Origin of the sequence: Lyngbya sp. PCC 8106, assembly GCF_000169095.1 — a bacterium.
GTDB lineage: Bacteria > Cyanobacteriota > Cyanobacteriia > Cyanobacteriales > Microcoleaceae > Capilliphycus.
Genome location: NZ_AAVU01000002.1, coordinates 202,126 through 221,411 on the forward strand (window position 1 = coordinate 202,126; position 19,286 = coordinate 221,411).

At 39.7% G+C, this 19,286-nt stretch carries 13 protein-coding genes; 5 read left to right on the plus strand and 8 right to left on the minus strand.

Going from position 1 to position 19,286, the window contains the following annotated elements; translation table 11 throughout:
• Positions 1-29 precede the first annotated feature (29 nt).
• Positions 30-2,090, plus strand: coding sequence for an ATP-binding protein (locus tag L8106_RS02015; RefSeq protein ID WP_009782497.1), 2,061 nt, complete (start codon positions 30-32; stop codon positions 2,088-2,090).
• 248 nt (positions 2,091-2,338) lie between these two features.
• Positions 2,339-4,984 (plus strand): ammonium transporter, encoded by a 2,646-nt coding sequence (gene amt, locus L8106_RS02020; RefSeq protein WP_009782498.1) that lies wholly within the window; start codon positions 2,339-2,341, stop codon positions 4,982-4,984.
• 8 nt (positions 4,985-4,992) lie between these two features.
• Here the strand turns inward: amt and L8106_RS02025 are convergent, their stop codons facing one another.
• Positions 4,993-6,444, minus strand: a complete 1,452-nt coding sequence (locus L8106_RS02025) for an ATP-dependent DNA helicase RecQ (RefSeq protein ID WP_009782499.1) — start codon at positions 6,442-6,444, stop codon at positions 4,993-4,995.
• A gap of 95 nt (positions 6,445-6,539) precedes the next feature.
• On the opposite strand from L8106_RS02025, the gene L8106_RS02030 reads away from it, so the two are divergent.
• A complete protein-coding gene (locus L8106_RS02030) occupies positions 6,540-7,418 on the plus strand; it encodes an alpha/beta fold hydrolase (RefSeq protein ID WP_009782500.1) in 879 nt (292 codons plus the stop codon).
• A gap of 123 nt (positions 7,419-7,541) precedes the next feature.
• Here L8106_RS02030 and L8106_RS02035 read toward each other — a convergent pair whose 3' ends face one another.
• The 5 genes from L8106_RS02035 to L8106_RS02055 all read right to left on the minus strand — a co-directional run bounded on the left by L8106_RS02035 (position 7,542) and on the right by L8106_RS02055 (position 13,110).
• Positions 7,542-8,606, minus strand: a complete 1,065-nt coding sequence (locus L8106_RS02035) for an ABC transporter ATP-binding protein (RefSeq protein ID WP_009782501.1) — start codon at positions 8,604-8,606, stop codon at positions 7,542-7,544.
• A gap of 56 nt (positions 8,607-8,662) precedes the next feature.
• A complete protein-coding gene (locus tag L8106_RS02040) occupies positions 8,663-9,535 on the minus strand; it encodes a carbohydrate ABC transporter permease (protein ID WP_009782502.1) in 873 nt (290 codons plus the stop codon).
• 3 nt (positions 9,536-9,538) lie between these two features.
• Entirely contained in the window at positions 9,539-10,447 is a 909-nt protein-coding gene (locus L8106_RS02045) for a carbohydrate ABC transporter permease (protein ID WP_009782503.1), read from the minus strand.
• A gap of 44 nt (positions 10,448-10,491) precedes the next feature.
• Positions 10,492-11,862 (minus strand): ABC transporter substrate-binding protein, encoded by a 1,371-nt coding sequence (locus L8106_RS02050; protein ID WP_009782504.1) that lies wholly within the window; start codon positions 11,860-11,862, stop codon positions 10,492-10,494.
• A 282-nt stretch (positions 11,863-12,144) separates the two neighbouring features.
• A complete protein-coding gene (locus L8106_RS02055) occupies positions 12,145-13,110 on the minus strand; it encodes a glutathione S-transferase family protein (protein ID WP_009782505.1) in 966 nt (321 codons plus the stop codon).
• 218 nt (positions 13,111-13,328) lie between these two features.
• On the opposite strand from L8106_RS02055, the gene gntT reads away from it, so the two are divergent.
• Both gntT and L8106_RS02065 read left to right on the plus strand, forming a co-directional pair.
• Positions 13,329-14,678 (plus strand): guanitoxin biosynthesis MATE family efflux transporter GntT, encoded by a 1,350-nt coding sequence (gntT, locus tag L8106_RS02060; protein ID WP_009782506.1) that lies wholly within the window; start codon positions 13,329-13,331, stop codon positions 14,676-14,678.
• A gap of 219 nt (positions 14,679-14,897) precedes the next feature.
• Positions 14,898-15,842: an Hpt domain-containing protein gene (locus L8106_RS02065; RefSeq protein ID WP_009782507.1), complete on the plus strand. Its 945-nt coding sequence runs from the start codon at positions 14,898-14,900 to the stop codon at positions 15,840-15,842.
• On the opposite strand, the gene L8106_RS02070 is transcribed toward L8106_RS02065, so the two are convergent.
• Together L8106_RS02070 and L8106_RS02075 are read right to left on the minus strand one after the other, a co-directional pair.
• A complete protein-coding gene (locus L8106_RS02070) occupies positions 15,839-17,857 on the minus strand; it encodes a DICT sensory domain-containing protein (RefSeq protein WP_009782508.1) in 2,019 nt (672 codons plus the stop codon). The genes L8106_RS02065 and L8106_RS02070 overlap by 4 nt on opposite strands.
• Positions 17,858-18,164: 307 nt before the next feature.
• Positions 18,165-19,250: a metallophosphoesterase gene (locus tag L8106_RS02075; protein WP_009782509.1), complete on the minus strand. Its 1,086-nt coding sequence runs from the start codon at positions 19,248-19,250 to the stop codon at positions 18,165-18,167.
• Positions 19,251-19,286 lie beyond the last annotated feature (36 nt).

Genomic DNA, 19,286 nt, shown 5'->3' on the forward strand with positions numbered 1-19,286 from the left:
ACTGAGCTTAATAACAGGAAGGAATATGAATGAATAAACCTGGATTAAACAGCCTCAAGTTTAAAATTCCGCTACTTGTATTATTAGGTGTAATTCCTGCAATGCTCACCGCAATGGGATTGACTAGCTATCGAGCGGCTATTATTCTTCATAAGGAAGCAGAAAAAGATTTAGCCTCACAAGCTCAAGCGTTGGCAATGCAAGTTTCCCAATGGGATAAAATGAATACTTTAGTTTTACAAAACCTCAGCAAAAATCTGAGTCTAATCAACACCAACTCGACTCAGCTTAAATCAAGTTTAGTGATTCTGCAAAATAGTTATCAAGATTACTTGTGGAGTGTAGGAGTTGCTAACCTAGAAGGAAACTTTATTGCTCTCAGTGAAAGTGATAAAATTGAACCCATAAACTACAGCGATCGCGAATGGTTTCAAGGGGCAATATCAGGAAATTATATCACTCGTGAAATCATTATTTCTCGTCGAACAGGAGAACCCGCAGCTATTTTTTCTGCACCGATTCGAGAGCAAAACTCCCTCATATCTTCTGAACAATCCTCTGCTTCTTCCTCGGAAAAAATCATTGGTGTTATCCGTCTAGGAATACTTCTCAATGAACTTGCTGAAGCGGTCGGCGCAAAAACAATAGGAGAGACAGGATTTGCAATTTTAGTCGATCATCAAGGTCAATTAATCGCTCATCCAAATTCTCAACTAACCTCGGGAGAAAAACTCAAAGATCTCAGTTTATATCCTCCTGTAAAACATCTTTTAAATCATCATCAAGGTCTTTTCTATTTTACCGATGATCAGGGAGTCCGCTGGCTATCTTATAGTATTCACCTAGACAATAAATGGGGAGCTATTGTACTCAAGAAGCAATCAGAAGTATTTCTGCAAGTTCGAGAGTTTTGGCAACTTGCGATCACAATTGCGATATTTTCGACAGTTGTAATTGTAATTGTAATGGCGTTACTTGCTCATCACCTAATTCAACCGATCAGTGATTTAACCGAAGCTGTAGCTCAAATTAGCCAGGGAAAATGGCATCGAAAAGTTCAGGTTCGAGGTCAAGATGAATTAGCAATTTTAGCGCAAACTTTTAACCGGATGGCAAAAGCCTTAAAAGAATCTTTTTCTCGTTTAACTGAAATGAATGAGAATTTACAAGCCTCAGAAATAAGAGAACGTGAAAAAGCCATTGCTTTAGAACAATCTCTCCAAAAATTACAACAAGCACAAAGTCAATTGATCCAAACTGAAAAAATGTCTAGTTTAGGTCAAATGGTTGCTGGAGTTGCTCACGAAATTAATAATCCCGTTAACTTTATTCATGGAAACTTAGTTCATCTGAGACGATACACCCAAGATTTACTCGAACTCATTGAACTTTATCAAAAAAATGAAACTCAATCCCCAATTGAAATTATACAAAAAATAGAAGATATTGAACTTGACTTTATCAAAGAAGATCTTGATAAATTACTCAAATCCATGCACGGAGGAAGTAGTCGAATTCGAGAAATTGTACAATCATTGCGTATTTTTTCTCGCCTTGATGAATCCGAACTCAAGCCTGTAGATCTTAAAACCGGAATTGATAGCACATTAATGCTTCTACAACACCGATTAAAAGGACAACCTGGATATCCAGATATTGAGATCATTACAATCCATGAAAACTTGCCTTTAGTCGAGTGTTATTCGGGTCAAATCAATCAGGTCTTGATGAATATTATTAACAACGCTATTGATGCTTTACACGAGTATTTTTATCAAAAAAAAGCCACTGATGAAAACCCAGAATATCCTCGGATTGAAATCAAAACTAGAGTTAAAGATCGACATTGGGTTTCAATTCACATCCTAGATAACGGCCCCGGTATTAGTGAAGTCATTCAGAATAAAATTTTTGATCCCTTTTTCACCACTAAACCGGTTGGTAAGGGAACCGGACTCGGACTAGCAGTCAGTTATCAAATTATTGTAGAAAAGCACAAAGGAGAATTAGAATGTGATTCTCCCCTGGGCAAAGGAACCGAATTTATCATTACAATTCCGATCAAGTTTAGTTCAAAAGTAAACTTTTGATTGACCGGGTTAAAACTAAAATATAATCAATGTATAATTTTCTAGATTACCTAAAATTTTAACTTATACAAACGTTTAGTTTAAATTCAACAAAAAAAATTAATACTTGACGCAGAATATAAGTGAATGCCAAGCTTGTAACATATAAAATTTAAAATCTCCGTAATTTTTCGGATTTTTATATTCTTAAGTTGAATAATTGTTACAAGCATTTCCTGATAAACCTTTATTTCCATTGATAACAAGTAATGATTGATACACTCTGGCTCTTACTCTGCTCTTGCTTAGTTTTCCTAATGCAAGCTGGATTTATGTGCTTAGAATCAGGACTAACCCGTTCAAAAAACAGTATTAATGTTGCGGCAAAAAACTTAGGAGACTTTGCTATTTCAGCCCTTTTATTTTGGGGAATTGGTTTCGGTTTAATGTTTGGTTCATCTCATCTCGGTTGGTTTGGCATCACTGATTTTTGGCTCAACCTAGACAAAGCAAAGCTCACGGCTTTTTTCCTGTTTCAAGTGATGTTTTGTAGTACCGCAACAACCATTGTCTCGGGAGCCGTCGCCGAACGCATGAAATTCAGTGCATACCTGGTACTGGTCGCCCTAGTCTCTGGTTTGATTTACCCGATTTTTGGTCATTGGGCATGGAATGGAGTTGACCATGGTGTCCTGGCCGGTCGTTTAGGCTTTCTCGGCTTTGTTGATTTTGCAGGTTCAACTGTTGTTCACAGCATTGGTGCCTGGGTGTCCTTGGCCGCCTTATTACTCATTGGCTCTCGTTCTGGCCGCTTCCCCAAAACCAAACCTCCCCAAAAAATTCATAGTTCTAACCTACAATTTTCTGTTTTAGGAACCATGTTGCTCTGGTTTGGGTGGCTCGGCTTTAACGGAGGAAGTACCCTCGCTTTCAACGAACAAGTTCCCCATATTATGGCCAATACTGTACTCGCAGGAGCAGGGGGAATGGTGTTAGCAGGTGGCCTCAATTGGAGAAAACGCAAAGCGCCCGAAGTCGAAACTTTGATTAATGGTACACTCGCCGGACTTGTGGCAATTACAGCCTCTTGTCATGCTGTCACAACACCGATTGCTGTGATTATTGGGGCGACTGGAGCGGCTGTGATGCTTTTAACTGAAATACTTTTAGAAAACTTACGCATTGATGATGCAGTCGGAGCGGTGGCGGTACATGGGGGAGCGGGAGTGTGGGGAACCTTGGCGGTAGGATTGTTCGGTCAACTAGAATTATTAGGAACAGGGTTGGAGCGATACGCCCAAATTGGTGTGCAATTACTCGGAATTTTTGTGGGATTTGGCTGGGGATTTGGCTTGGCTTATTTACTGCTCTTTTTAGTCAATCGGATCTTGCCATTGCGGGTTTCTATCTCAGAAGAAAAGATCGGTCTAAATATTTCCGAACATCGAGCAAAAACCGAGATTTATGACTTATTTCAAGTGATGGAAAAACAAGCCCAAGTCTATGACTTGAGTTTACGCGCTCCGATAGAACCCTTTACCGAAGTGGGTTTAATTGCAGAACGTTACAATGCAGTGATGGATGCTTTAGAAGAAGCTGTAACTCGCACCGAAGCGATTGTTAAAACGGCAATGAATGGCATTGTAACCTTTAACGGAAAAAATTTAGAAATTACAACCGCCAATCCTTCAGCCGCGACTATTTTTAGTTATAAAACAGAGCAGTTAATCGGGATGTCTATTCATGATCTTTGGAAATTGCAGGACGATAAAATTGAAGATCAAGATAAAATTTTACACGAATTATTAAAAACTGGACGACATGAGTTAGTTGGATGTCGAGGAGATGGTTCCCAATTTGCCCTAGAAGCAACCGTTACCCAAGCCAAGTCAGGATCACTTTCCTTTTATACCGCAACTTTTCAAGATATTAGTCAGCGCAAACAGGCAGAAGAAGCATTACGACAATCAAAAACCCGACTCAAGCAAAAAAATCAAGAACTTGAACAGGCATTACAAGAACTACAACAGGCACAAAGCCACTTAATTCAATCCGAAAAAATGTCTAGTTTAGGACAAATGGTTGCAGGAATTGCCCATGAAATTAATAATCCGGTGAGTTTTATTTATGGAAATATTCAACCCGCTTTAAGTTATACTCAAGATTTACTCCAACTTCTCGAACTTTATCAAAATCATTATCCTCAACCTCAAGCCGAAATTACTGATTATGCTGATGAAATTGATATTGAATTTTTGAAATCTGATTATCTGCAACTCTTAAAGTCAATGGGTGTTGGGGCTGAACGCATTCGAGATATTGTGAGTAGTTTGCGAAATTTTTCACGTTTAGACGAAGCTGAGATTAAAGCGGTTGATCTCCATGAAGGAATAGAAAGTACCCTGTTAATATTACAAAGTCGCCTCAAACCTAGCGGTGATCATCCTGAAATTAAAATTGTAAAAGACTTTGATAAACTTCCTCTAGTTGAATGTTATCCGAGTCAGCTTAATCAAGTTTTTATGAATATTATTAGTAATGCAATTGATGCTCTGGAAGAATACAGCTTTAAGCAAATTTCTAAAGGAATTAAATCTCAACAGTACCAAATTAAAATTCAGACTTTATTAGTCGATAATCAGTGGGTTGAAATTCATATTGCTGATAATGGGCCAGGAATGTCAAAAGAAGTAAAATCAAAGCTCTTTGATCCGTTCTTTACCACAAAACCTGTTGGGAAAGGTACAGGTTTAGGATTATCAATTAGTTATAAAATTATTATCGAAAAGCACAAAGGAAAAATCTGGTGTTCTTCAGAACCCAATCAAGGAACTGAATTTATTATTAAAATTCCGCGTTTAATTCTCTCCATTGCTCGTAAATTAGAATCCTCTAAACACCATACAAAAAGTTGAAGTTAAGCCTATTTAAGACAATTATCACAATGACCACAACGCATTGAATTAGCTGCTTGATTAAAACCAAACGCCTCTAATAAAAACCGCCAACGACATTGATTAGTATTCAGATATTGAGTCATTTTTTGAATCGCTTGAGTATTATGATCTGGGAAAGAAACAGAACTTGAATTAATCACATAATGAAATGGATCTTGCCAAGTCAACTGTCCCGAACTATGTAACAAAGAAAGCGTGATAGCACCATTACGAAACTGATCTGATATCTCTTTTATCTCTCCCTGTTTCGGTAATTTTTTGATCAGTTGATTGGCTTGTTGATATTGTTTTCGCCAATTTTCTTGCAAATATTCACGGCGTTTTTTATCTTCGGGATACAGCCAACCTGTCGGTTCACTCACTAATGTTAAAGCCATTGCAGGCTTCCCATCTCGCCCCGCCCGTCCGACTTCTTGAAGATATTCAGACAGCAAAAATGGGGCTTGAAAATGCAAAATCCAGCGAACATTTGGTTTATTAATTCCCATCCCAAAAGCCGAAGTACACACCACAAACTTCAGCACACCTTTTAACCAAGCTTGTTCGATTTCTCGACGTTCCTCTCCGCTTAAACCTGCATGATAAGCTGAGGTTTGATAACCCTGTTGTTTCAGGCTATTGGCTAATTCTTCGCTATCTTTACGAGTCCGAACATAGACTAAGCCTGTTTGTTTAGCACGAGTTTGAATAAACTTTAAAAGTTGTTGTTGTCTTCCTTTAGGTGTCCAAACAGTTTTAACGTTTAAATTTAAGTTAGGGCGATAGGGATTGACGACAAAAAATTGAGGATTGTTTAGATTTAAAACCGTTTGAATCGTTTGTTGCGCCGCTGGATTTGCCGTAGCTGTAAACGCAGCAATTGCAAACTTTTTTTGAGTGGGTTTTAGTTTCAAAAGTGTAGATCGAACTATCCCTAAACGCCGATAAGCAGGTCTAAAAGTATCTCCCCACTGTACCAAACAATGTGCTTCATCTAAGATTAAACCATTCACTAAAATACGAGGATGAGAAACCAAACTCCACACCGAGGAACTCAGTAAAGTTTCGGGAGAAAGATACAGCAATCTTAAGCGATTTTGTTCCAGTAATCTTAAAGTTTTTCGTTGCTGTTGAGAAGGAAGTTGACTATGTAATAAAGCCGCTGGAAGGTTTTTTTCTCGGAGTTCCTGGACTTGGTTTTCCATCAATGCAATTAATGGCGAAACGACTAGCGTTAAACCCGTTTGTAACAATGCCGGAAGTTGAAAACAAATCGACTTTCCCCCTCCCGTCGGCATGACAACGAGTGCATCTTGTCGGGAGAGTAAACTGCGAATGATTTCTCCTTGCGGGGGTCGAAAGTCTTTATATCCCCAAATGCGCTGAAATTCCGCTTTGACCCGTTCCCAAGAGAGCGAGTGAGAATCTTTTGTATTCATTGGAGTTGACAGAGTTCCCTGGTTTTTTATATGATCATTCTAACAAAGATTAATTTTTTGTCATAATTTTCTGAACTTTTATTTGAAATTTTTCTATGAATCCCATCCGCAAAACACTAGAATCTGATCAAATCAAAATTTCCTATTTAGAATGGAACTCCCCTAAAACTTTCGAGAATACTCAACCCTTACTACTTTTACATGGGTTAGCTGATCATGCTTTAGTCTGGAACAATTTAGGGAACTTTTTAGCCGATCACTATCATATTGTTGCGCCTGATATGCGAGGTCATGGCAACAGTAGCAAACCCAATCAAGGTTATAGCTTTTCTGAAGTTATCAGAGATTTAGAAGCCTTAATGCAGCATCTAAATTGGTCAAATGCTCATATTTTGGGTCATTCTTGGACAGGTAAATTGCTGCCAATTTGGGCAAAACAAAATCCTAAATTTTTTCGCAGCATGATTTTAGTAGACCCAATTTTTATTACTAAAATGCCCAGTATTTTTAAATTAACCTTACCCATTGTCTATCGTAAATTAGACTGTTTAAAAGGAATGGGGCCGTTTTCCAGTTACGAAGAAGCCGAAGAACTCGCCCGTCAACTTAGTCAATATCAAGGCTGGAGTGATCTACAACAGCAGATTTTTCAAGACGGAATCGAACAAAAACCCGATCAAAAATGGGGGAGTAAATTCACAATCCCCGCCCGAAATCAGATTTTTTCAGAAGTGATGAAAGTCGCAGGTTTAACCACAAAAATAAAAATTCCCACATTATTTATACAGCCAGAAAAAGGGGTTAACCGGATGGACTGGCAACTCAAGCCCTATCAGAAATATTTGACTCACCTCAAAATCCAACAAGTTCCCGGAAATCACTGGCCTTTTCTGGTTCAACCAGAGAATTTTAATCAAATCGTTGCCGAATTTTTGCAACAAGTGAGTTCAGATCAAAATAGTAGAATTAACTAAATTGATTCGGATGGTTGAATTTCAGCTTGAGAGTGAACAATTTGAGTAGACATAGGATTCGTTTTTGAATACCGTTTAACAGACAATCTTAAAAAATAGTTTATAACTATTAGTTAAAATCAATTAATTTAAGCGATCGCCTGTTTCTACATCAAACCAGTGCAGTTGTTTTTTAATCAGAGAAAGTGTGATATTTTCTCCTTCCCAAGTCTGATCAGCAGGAATCATAACCCGTAACGTTTGATCCGAACCATTGATCCGCACACTCAGCAATTTTTCTTTCCCAAAATCTTCAACAAGAAAAATATAGCCTGCTATCATCTGACCTATTTCAGTGGTTCTCAAACTAATATCTTCAGGACGAATCCCTAAAATAATCTTAGGTTTTTGAGTTTGTAACTGAGGTAAAGTGATTTTATAATCTCCTAAAATAGCAGTGTTTTCCTGACAGTCTAGGGTTAGTAAATTCATTTGAGGACTGCCAACAAAACCAGCGACAAACTTATTAGCTGGAGCCGTATAAATCTCCCGAGGTGAAGCCAATTGTTGTAAATAACCCTCACATAAAACGGCAATTTTATCGGATAATGTCATCGCCTCAATTTGATCGTGAGTAACATAAACAACAGGCTTATTTTGTGATTCAAATAATTGTTTTAAATCCGCCCGAACCTGTTCTCGTAATAGCGCATCTAAATTACTTAGAGGTTCATCTAATAAAAAGATATCTGGATTTCTGACTAAAGAACGAGCCAATGCAACTCGTTGACGTTGACCCCCGGAAAGTTGACCGGGTTTACGATTTAACAACTGTTCTAAACCTAGTCGTTGCGTGACATCATTAACTCGTTTTTCTATCTCCTCTCGGGGAGTTTTACGCAATTTCAAAGCGGCTGAAATATTTTCAAAGACACTCATATGAGGATACAGTGCATAACTTTGAAAAACCATTGAAATATTGCGTTTTCCCGGTGGAATAGAAGTCACATTTTTTCCCCCAATTGTTACTTTTCCTTGCGTCGGTTGTTCGAGTCCAGCAATTAATCTGAGTAATGTTGATTTTCCACATCCAGAAGGGCCAAGTAAGGTAAGAAATTCACCATCTTTAACCTCTAAACTAATATCTTTAACCGGAACAACAGAGGGAGCAAATTGTTTACGGAGATTTTGAAGTTCGAGTTGAGCCATAGTTTAAATAACTCCTATTTTGAGTAATGTAATAATTTGAGTCAGAAATTAAACAATCAACCTTTAACAGCCCCTGCGGTAATCCCTTGAACAATGCGTTTTTGAAACAACAACACTAAAATAATTAAGGGTAATGTTCCTGCAATGGTTGCCGCAGCAATCGGCCCATAAGGGATTTCATAGACAGAAGCACCTCCAAGTTGAGCCACCGCAACGGGTATAGTATACAAGTTTTCTCGGGTAATAAAAGTCAGGGCAAAAATAAACTCATTCCATGCAAAAATAAAGGTGAGAATTCCAGTTGTTACTAAAGCGGGAGTTGTCATCGGCAGGACAATTTTTAATAACATCGATACGGTATTATAACCATCAACTTTGGCCGAGTCTTCTAAATCTTTGGGGAGTTGTTGGAAGAAACTCCGCAAAACTAAAATTGTTAAGGGTAAGTTAATCGCCGTGTAGGGAATAATCAAAGCGAGATAGTTATTTCCCAGTCCGAAAAATTTGACGACTTCGAGGAGTCCTAAAAATAATAAGACATAGGGAAATAAGGTCACAATTAAAATGAAACCTAGAATAATATTCTCACCTGGAATTCTGAGTCGTGCTAATGTATAAGCCGCAGGCGCACCAATCGCTAAACAAAACAGGGTTGAAGTCAAAGAAACAAAAGCACTATTGAGAACATACCCAAAAAAAGGTAAACCTAAACTCACATAATGTTCGAGCGTGAGTTGATTGAAGTTAGGAAAATAAATACTCGGAATTGCAGCAATAGCTTCATTGGTTTTAAATGAAGTGAGAATTTGCCATAAAATGGGCGCTAAACAAAAGATAATCGTGAAACAGACACCAATAAATAGAAAAATGGGTTTTAAACTTCTATAAGTCTGTTTGGGAGCGGTTTTAACTTTGGAAATATTTTCCATAATTTATTGTCCTCCGGTTAAATTAACACGACTTTTTGAAAGTAAAAATGCTGCAATCACTACAGCAGTTACTAAAAGCAAAAAAGTGACCACAACTAACGCCGCCCCATAGCCAAAATCTAAGTATCGTCTAACGGTTGCATAAATATAGATAGAAACGGTTTCTGTAGATCCGCCTGGCCCTCCTCCGGTCATCACTTGAATGAGGTCAAATACTCCAAAAGCCTGAGCAAATCTAAACAGTAAAGCGATAATAATTTGCGGCATTAATAAGGGTAAAGTAATTTGACGAAAACTCTGAATGGGTGTGGCTCCATCAATAGAATGAGCTTCATATAAATCAACAGAAATTGATTGCAATCCTGCCAATAAAAGAATAGAAATAAAAGGCGTTGTTTTCCAAACTTCTGCAACAATTAAAGCAAACATAGCTCGCGTCGGATCACCTAACCAAGTAATACTGGTTTCCATTAATCCTAACCGTTGTAAAAGGTCATTGACGACACCATATTGACCGTTAAAAATCCACGCCCAAGCTAACCCCATCACAGCCGTTGGTAACGCCCAAGGAATTAACGCCGAAGTTCTCACAAATCCCCGTCCACGAAAGCTTTGATTGAGAACTAAAGCAATTCCCATTCCCAGAACTAATTCGATGGTAATTGAAATGACTGTAAAAACGCTTGTATTCCACAAACTTTGCCAAAAGCGACCATCTCCTAACAGTCGATAATAATTATAAAATCCCGAAAAAATGGGTTCCAACTGAGTTCCTAAGTTTTCGCTGAAAAAACTCAACCAAAAGGCTCTCGCAATGGGATAAATAAACACCAATGCTAAAACCAATAAAGCAGGTAAAATCAGTAACCATCCTGTCTGTTTTTCTTGTTGTGCAATGTCTTTTTGTTTCATTCATCTAAAGGGTTAAATTTTAACTGATTCATTGATAGTTGAAACTACCGTTCCCAACTTCTGACGCGCTGTTGTCTTCCGAGTAAAGTACGGGTTTCTGTAGCAGCAGCTTCTAGAGCCGCTTTGGGAGTTTGGGAACCTGTTAATGCTGCACTGAGATAACGCTGCAAAATATCAGACGTTTGAGCATATTGAGCAATGGGTGGACGTAGAACTGAGTTCTTAATAACATCTAAAAGTTGGGGATAATGAGGATATTTTGAGACTAATTCTGGATCTAAAAAAAGCGAACGTCGTCCGGGAACAAAGCCTGTTTTTAGAAAATACTGACGCTGCACATCAATATTATTAAAATATTCAATCACTTTCCAAGCTTCTTGTTGATGAGGAGAACGACTAGAAATTCCAAATCCCCAACCCCCTAAACACGATCCACTCTTGAAACTTGGAGCATGAACCATCGGTTTGATCTCAAATTGATTCGCTATTTTAGATTGATTTGCTAACGGAACAACATAAGGCCAATTGCGTAAAAAAGCTGTATTTCCACTTTGAAATAATAGTCGAGTTTCTTCTTCAGAATAAGTGGTTACATCTTTGGGAGAAATCCCTTTTGTAATCGTTTGACGCAAAAATTCGGCGGCGGCGATTGCTTCAGGGCGATCAAGTCCGACTTCATTTGTTTCTGGATCAACCCAAAATCCCCCAAATCCTGCTAAGATTTCGGTAAATAAAGCAGACAATCCTTCATATTGTTTTCCCTGCCAAATAAATCCCCATTGTGCTAATCCTTGGTCTTGAATTTCTTGAGAAATTTTGACTAATTCTTCAAACGTTTCTGGGGGTTCAGCACCCACTTGTTTTAAGAAATCTGTACGATAATACAGCATTCCACCATCAGCCCGCAAAGGCATTCTATACAATTTTTCTTGATAACGTCCTCCCTCTGTTATGCCTTCTAAATAGGGAGTGAGTAAATCTGCATCAACCCACTCGGATAAATCGGCTAACCAACCTGCTGCTGCAAATTTTTGCACCCAAACGATATCCATATAAACAATATCATAGGGTGAATCTCCTAATAAAAAAGCCGAAGTATAAAGATCTTCTACTAGGTTTGTATTATTCGGCCCTTTAACAATTTCTAGGGTAATATTCGGGTTTTTTTGGTTAAAATCTTCAGCAAAAGATTGTAATTGTGCTGCTTCTCCAGCTTGCACTAAAAATCTGACGGTAACAGGATCTTGAGAAAAAGAGGGAAAATGACTGAACAGCCCAATACTGAAAAGTGTTACAACTACTAATCCAATTCCACGAAACACTCGCCGACTCCACACTAAAGCAACAAATGATAAAATCAAGTCAGGCAATTGATGATTTTTCAACCAATCTTTTAATTTTTGACTCTTAAACATTATTATTTTCGCCGAGAGACATCACCGACAAACCGACTAAATTAGAATGATCAATTAGTATTTTTATTTTTATTTTGAGTAAGTTTACTCTCGAACAACTCTAAATCCAGTGTTATTCATTATACTCTATTCTGTTCCTGAGCAAAATTCAAATGATGATCAATACTCGATGAATGCTATAACAAAGGACTAATTTTACCTAGAACTGATTATTTTCTAACATAGAAAGGGGATATTTTCCCCTCTCTTTAGATAGAAATTTCAGAACTGACTCACTGATCACTAACTTAACTTTTCGCGATCATGAGGTTCATCAAAGTTAATCATTGGCCCGATTGGAACCACTCGCGTCGGATTAATTTGAGTGTGACTTTTGTAGTAGTGACGCTTGATATGGTCTAAATTACACGTTTCTTTAACTCCTGGTGTTTGATAGATATCTTTGACATAATTCCATAAATTTGGATAATCTACAATTCGCCGTAAATTACATTTAAAATGGCCGTGATAAACTGGGTCAAAACGAAATAGCGTTGTAAACATACAAACATCCGCTTCCGTTAATTTATTTCCACACAAATATCGTTGACTTTCTAGCACCTGTTCCCAATGATCAAGATGTTTAAATAATTCAGTCACAGCTTCTTCATAAGCGGTTTGAGTTGAAGCAAATCCTGAACGATAAACCCCGTTATTAATGGGCTGATAAATGGCATCAATTGTTTGATCAATTTGTTCTTGCAGTTCTTCGGGATATAGATTAAAACCGGATTTGGAATAGGCTTCAAATTCAACATCCAACATCCGAATAATTTCCCGAGACTCATTATTGATCATATGCTGATTCGGTTTATCCCAGAGTACCGGAACCGTTACCCGCCCCGTATATTGAGGATTCGCTTTTAAATACAATTCGCGTAAATAGTTACAGCTATTAACAATATCAGGAATACATCCCGGTTCTTCAGAAAAATTCCAGCCATTTTCCCCCATTTCAGGATCAACAATTGAAACCGAAATCACATCTTGTAACCCTTTTAAATTCCGCATCATTAACGTTCGATGCGCCCAGGGACAAGCTAAACTCACATAAAGATGATAACGACTTTGTTCAACTGTAAATGCACTCGAACCGTCTTGTTTAATCCAGTTGCGAAACTGAGTCGGCATTCGGTTAAACTTACCCTGGTTATCTTGTTCTTTCCATTCTGTTGTCCATTTTCCATCCACTAACATTCCCAGTGGCATAATCTCCTCCTATCTTGTTTAGATAATTGTCTATTAATCCTCGACTCCAAAAATAATCATTTTGAAGACTTCCCTGTTTGATTTTAATTCATAATCTCAAAATAAAATCATTCCCCGCAAAATTCTAACTCCCTTGATCGAGGAACTGTTGTTAAGCTATACTGATCAAAATGTTAAGAGATTTTAAGTTATCTCTCATTCAGAGTAAATTCTTCTCAATGTTCAAACCTCAATTTGATCAGTTACACCATCGTTTCCTACAGCTTGCAACGGTCAATATCCTCTCTAATTTAATGGTTCCCCTCGCCAGTTTAGTCGATATTGCTTTCTTAGGACATTTAACCGAAATTCGTCATTTAGCTGGGGTTGCTTTATCGACTGTACTGTTCAAATATATCTATTGGACATTCGGTTTTCTCCGCATGGGAACAACAGGCACCACCGCTCAAGCATTAGGAGCAAAAGATTATGATGGAGCCTTGTTAATCTTACTCCGAAATGGTTTAATTGCCTTAATCGTTGGACTCGCAATTCTTCTCTTGCAGTATCCTCTCCGTGAACTCGGTTTTACTCTCCTCAGTGCGACAAACGAGGTCAAAATTGCTGGACAAGACTACTATAATACCTTAATCTGGAGTGCGCCAGCGACCCTGTTAAACTTTGTATTAATGGGTTGGTTTTTAGGGCGTGAACAGGGCGGAAAAGTCTTTTTACTTTCAGCCGTTAGCAATGGCAGTAACGTAATTTTAGACTATTTTTTTATTCGACAATGGGGGTGGGAAAGTGCGGGTGCGGGTGCCGCAACTGCTTTGAGTCAATACCTGATGCTACTGATCGGTTTATTATTAGTCGTTTGGGAAAAACCCTTTCCACAGATCAAAATTCTAGCGGGAAGAATTCTAAACCGAGAAGCTTTAAAAGCCTCTTTTCTCCTCAATACTAATATTTTAATCCGCACTTTTGCCTTGATTTCTACCTTTGCCTTATTTACAAACTTGAGTTCAGCTTTTGGAATAATGGTTCTGACAACCAATACCTTATTAATGCAAGCGGTAACACTTTCTGTTTACTTTCTAGACGGACTCGCGTTTGCGACTGAAAGTTTAGCCGGAAGTTATAAAGGTGAAGGTTCAAAACAACAATTAATTCGTTTGGTCAAATTGTCAGGAAGTTTAAGCTTAAGTATTGGACTCGGACTTGCCATTATCTTCGTACTCATTCCCGGATTTGTATTTGGTTTATTAACCAATCATAGTGATGTCATTTCTGGAATTGATCATTATGTATTTTGGTTACTCCCCGTGTTAGGCTTGGGTTCAATTGCCTTTATGCTCGACGGTTATTTCTTAGGATTAACAGAAGGGCGAATTTTACGAGATTGCGCTCTAATTGCCACTCTCGTTGGTTGTATTGCGATGGCGATCAATGCGTGGCAGTTTCACAGTTCTCATTTATTGTGGCTAGCCTTATCCTTATTCATGGGAACCCGAGTATTAACTTTAGGATTAAAAGTCCCCTTAACCTGGCATAAAATCAGTATTTCAGGAGAGCCGGAGATCGGAAGATAGGGGAAGCAGGGAAACCAGGAAGCAGCAGAGAGGGTGACTGAAAAGAATTGATTTAGATCTGGGCAACCTACAATTGATGCGTTAAAGTTGTTTTGAATGATCAGTCCGTTGCCTGTGATGTCGGTTTTGATAAAAGCCTAGCCCTTTTCTTTGGTCGCGGGATCACCTCGCTCGAACAGTCAACTCGGCTTGGCATTTGAATAGATTAGGAGGATAGCCGTGCCCCCAGATCAACAGCAGTACCAGAAAATTTTCGTCGCCTTCATGGAAGAAGCCGGAGAACACCTAGAAATCATGGAGCAAGGGCTAAAACGCCTGAGCGCTGTCATGGCAAACCCGGATCGCGAAGAGGCGATCGCCATCTACCGTGCTGCTCATACCATCAAGGGAGGTGCGGCGATGCTCATGAATCAAAGTCCCAATTTAGTCAGTATTAACAAAGTCGCCAAAAGTCTCGAAGACTGCTTTAAACCCATCAAAGACACCCCCTTTAAAGTCGATGCTACTGCCCACTCTCTGGCCAATAAAGCCTATGAAGTCTTAAAAAATCTGATCACCCGCGCTCAGAGTCCGGCAGGATTGTCCCCGCAAATGGGCGAAAAAATTGTCACCGCCTCGACACCGCTATTTGAGAAACTCGAAGCTCACCTACTTGCCCTGGTTAGCGGCAAAGCGGCTCCTGCGGCTCAACCCCCGGCTGCAACCGCTCAAAAGGTTCCCAAGGCTGCCGCTCAAGTTATGACCGTTCTCAAACCCATGTTACAGGGCTTAAAACAGCCGGAATCTCCCGCTTCTCGCAAACAAATTGCGGGGTTATGTGGACGTCTGACCAAAGTTGGCCCCGGTGTAGAGCCTTGGCAAACCCTGGTGAAAACAGTTTACCAAGCGATCGCGAACCCCAAAAATTCCTACAAAGACTTAGCGAACACCGTCATCAAAGAATTAAAGCAGGGATCGGAGTTTCTCGAAGTCGGAAAAGCAAACGAAATCGCACCCAGTCCAGCCTTATTACAACTCACGGGCCGAACCGCAACCACCCCCACGGCCCAAGAAATTACGATTCCGGCCGATCCCAAAGAAGTCGTGAAAGTCTTGCTGAAAACCTTTAATAAAAAACAATTGCAAGCGATCGCTCAACTCTTGATCAAACACATCAAATCCTAAGCCCGCTTCGGCTTCCTCGCCCGTTCTCCTCTGCCTTTCTCCCCGATTGATAACTCAACCGGAACCGTAAAATGAAACTGACTGCCGCGATCGCGTCCAGCAGAAATTGCCCAGATCTGTCCGCCCATGCCTTGGACGATTTGACGACAAATTGCTAAACCCAAACCTGTTCCCCCAACCGAACGTTTAAGAGAATCTTCCTCTTGATAAAAGCGATCAAAAATTGTTTCTAACTGATTCGGTTCAATGCCTCGCCCAGTATCTGCAACCACCACTTCTAACATCGGGAGTGAATGTCGGGGACGCTGTTGATTAACCATAGGCGGCATGATTCTCGCTTGAATCGTCACCTGTCCACCCGCTCCAGTAAACTTACAGGCATTATCCAACAATTTCGTTAACACTTCCACCAATCCTTCTCCATCTGCCCGTACACAAGGCAATTGGGGGGATAACTCGATCTTGATCGTAGGTAAGCCCTGACTTCCCCAAATTGTTCTCAAACCCGCCAGAGCAAACTCGACCACTTCTTGGAGTTGTAGCGGTTCTGGACGTTTTGAAGTTTGACCACTTTCCAACTTAGACAGAGTGAGAATATCTTGGATCAACCGTCGCAGTCGCTCCGAATCAGTTAATGCCATATCCAGCATGGTTTGGCGAAATTCAATCGGCATATCTGGTTCACTCGCTAGACTTTCCAGACACACTTGAATCGTGGAAAGGGGTGTTCGCAATTCGTGACCGACAATAGCAATTAAGTTATTTTGAATCCGTTCTAGGGCTTCGAGTTGTTCATTAAGTGAGATCAAATTCGCATAGGCTTGGGCTTGAGTAAGCGCCACACCGATTTGAGTTGCGATCGCTTCGAGTAACGCAATATCTTGAACCCGCCAATGATAGGCTTTTAATCCCCCATAATGCAACTCGATCATCCCTAACAAGGTTCCTTGGTAACGAATGGGAACCAGCAACCAAGCCCGAATATTCGCTTTTTCGATCTTTGTCCTCAACAGTTCATTTTCCAATAAGTAGGAATTTTTGGAGACATCATCGACTGCTAACGCCCGATCTTGAGACTGAACCGCCACAAATAAGGGATTATCAATCAAAGACCAAGATTCTCCTTTTAATGACACCATTCCCGAGGGGAGAAATTCATATTCAATTTCGGCTTCTCGCACCCGAGGACTGAGACGATAGAGCAAACAGCGACAGTTTTCAAAGGTTTCGCCAATCTCCTGCACTGCAATGCTGAAAATCTCACTGGAGTTGAGGGAACTACGAATTGCCGTCGCCATCACATTAATCAGACGTTCTCGACGTTCTTTTTCGGCGATCGCCCGGTAAGCTTTGAGGAGTTTATACTGATTGGTCTGTAAATAGGTGACGAGTCGAGTTGCAAAGATTTCCGCATTAATGGCTTGTTGGCTCTGTAGAGAAACAGATTCAGATTTCTCGCTTGTCAGTTGGTATTGTTGGTAAGCCTGTTCAACTTTGGGTTTCAGTTGGGGAGAATCAGCCACAATATAGTCTAAGAGCCAGCGAGCCGCCGAGCGACTGACTTGAGGATCAAATGTCCACAATCCCTGAAATCGTCGGGCTTGATCCACAATATATCCGGCTTCCAGTTGTTCTCGACAGATCAAACAAGCGGTGTAATCTGCCGCAACAATCACTAAATGCCATTCTTGGGCGAGTTGATCATCAGGTTTTAGGGGAATGATTTCATAAGGCTCAGTGTTGACACTTACATTAGATGAAACTTCCGGTACTGCTAAAATATAAACCTGATCACTTTGTTGAGCAATTTGACGATAGCGACGAATTTCTTGCCGATAAAAACGCTCTTGTTGAAAATTGGCAATCACTAAAGGCTGATCTGATCTCGCTAACACTAAATCTTCGATCGCGTGCGATAAAGCTGTCAGAGAAGATTTAAAATAATCCTGGATTTGCAGGTCTGTTCGTGTAGAATTTGGGAGTAAATTGTCCAGTAAAGAATTAGGGTTGCTCATTAGGAATTTTAAGCAAGTTAGGGGAAGTCTGTCAGAGAGCCAGACCATTCACAAATTTATGAACTCAATTATGAATGGGGGAAGAAATTTATGACTGTTAAAATTATCAATGCTCAAAAAAGAGTTTGTCTCTTTGATCATTCATCACTCATAATTTTGTCCAAACTTTCAGATCATCATCCATAATTCATCATCCATAATTCTGTTGAGACACGCACTTGGTTTTTTGACGGTACACTCTGTATGATCAAACAATTCACCAACGATTCAATCTTCTCCGCTACAGAAGATCTCGTTGCCAAACCCATTAACTAAGCAATAACGTTGCCTGATTATCAATCGCAGACTCACTACTAAAAGCCTCAAAATAATGTCGAACTGGAGTCGGTAACTGTGGAAAATGTAACTCCGCATCTCCTCCAGCAACATCAGCCCAAAAATAACGCAAATCCGGGGCAAACTGAACCGCTTGTTCCTGTGGTAAACTTAAAGGAGGACTGGTTAACAATTTTGTCATAAATGCAAACGAGTGATCGGCAATCCGCTCCCGTGACTGTTCGGTTAAATCCGGCCAACCTGCAACAGAAGTGATACGATGAGACTCAATCTGTAATTGCTGTTTTCCATCCGATTCTGTTCGGAAATTGACAATCCGATAAGGGTGAGGATAACTCACTAAAGAACCTGTTGTAATCTCATAGATATTTTGCCATTGAGCAATATCTTGAACGTGCAAATGACCCGTAAACACCAGCTTTACATCGGCTTGATCCAGTATTTCTAACAATTGCGGTGCATTTTTTAACATATACCGACGACCTAAAGGATTAGTCGCTTGACCCGGAAGATGTTCAATCACATTATGATGTAACATCACCATCACCAACTCATCCTCAGTCGTTGCTAACACTGCTTGTAACCAGTCAAGTTGCTGTTGATCAAGATAACCGATTTGTCTTCCCGTTTGATCAAAAATGTTAGAATTCAACCCGATCAACCGCACTCCCGGTAGAATCTCATGGGTATAGTACAACTGATCAATGTTTTCATAGCCAAACTGATGATAATACCGAGGAAAATCACTCAAACCTGTTACCTTGTCATTTCCCACCGCAAGCGGTACATCATGGTTTCCCGGAACAACATAAACCGGATAGGGAAGTTTAGCCAAACGTTTACTCAACCAAACATGATTATCAATCTCCCCGTCTTGGGTTAAATCACCGGGTAAGAGTAAAAAGTCTAAGTCAGATTCGGCTAAATGTTCAAGAACAAGTTCTAACGCCGGAATACTGGCTTCAACCAGATGAAACCGTGTCGGATGATCCCAAATCGTGTGAGAAAGGGCAATATGAAGATCACTAACAATGGCAAATCGAAAATTTAAGCTCATAGTCTTATCAGCGTATGACGTTGATCCCGGTACAAT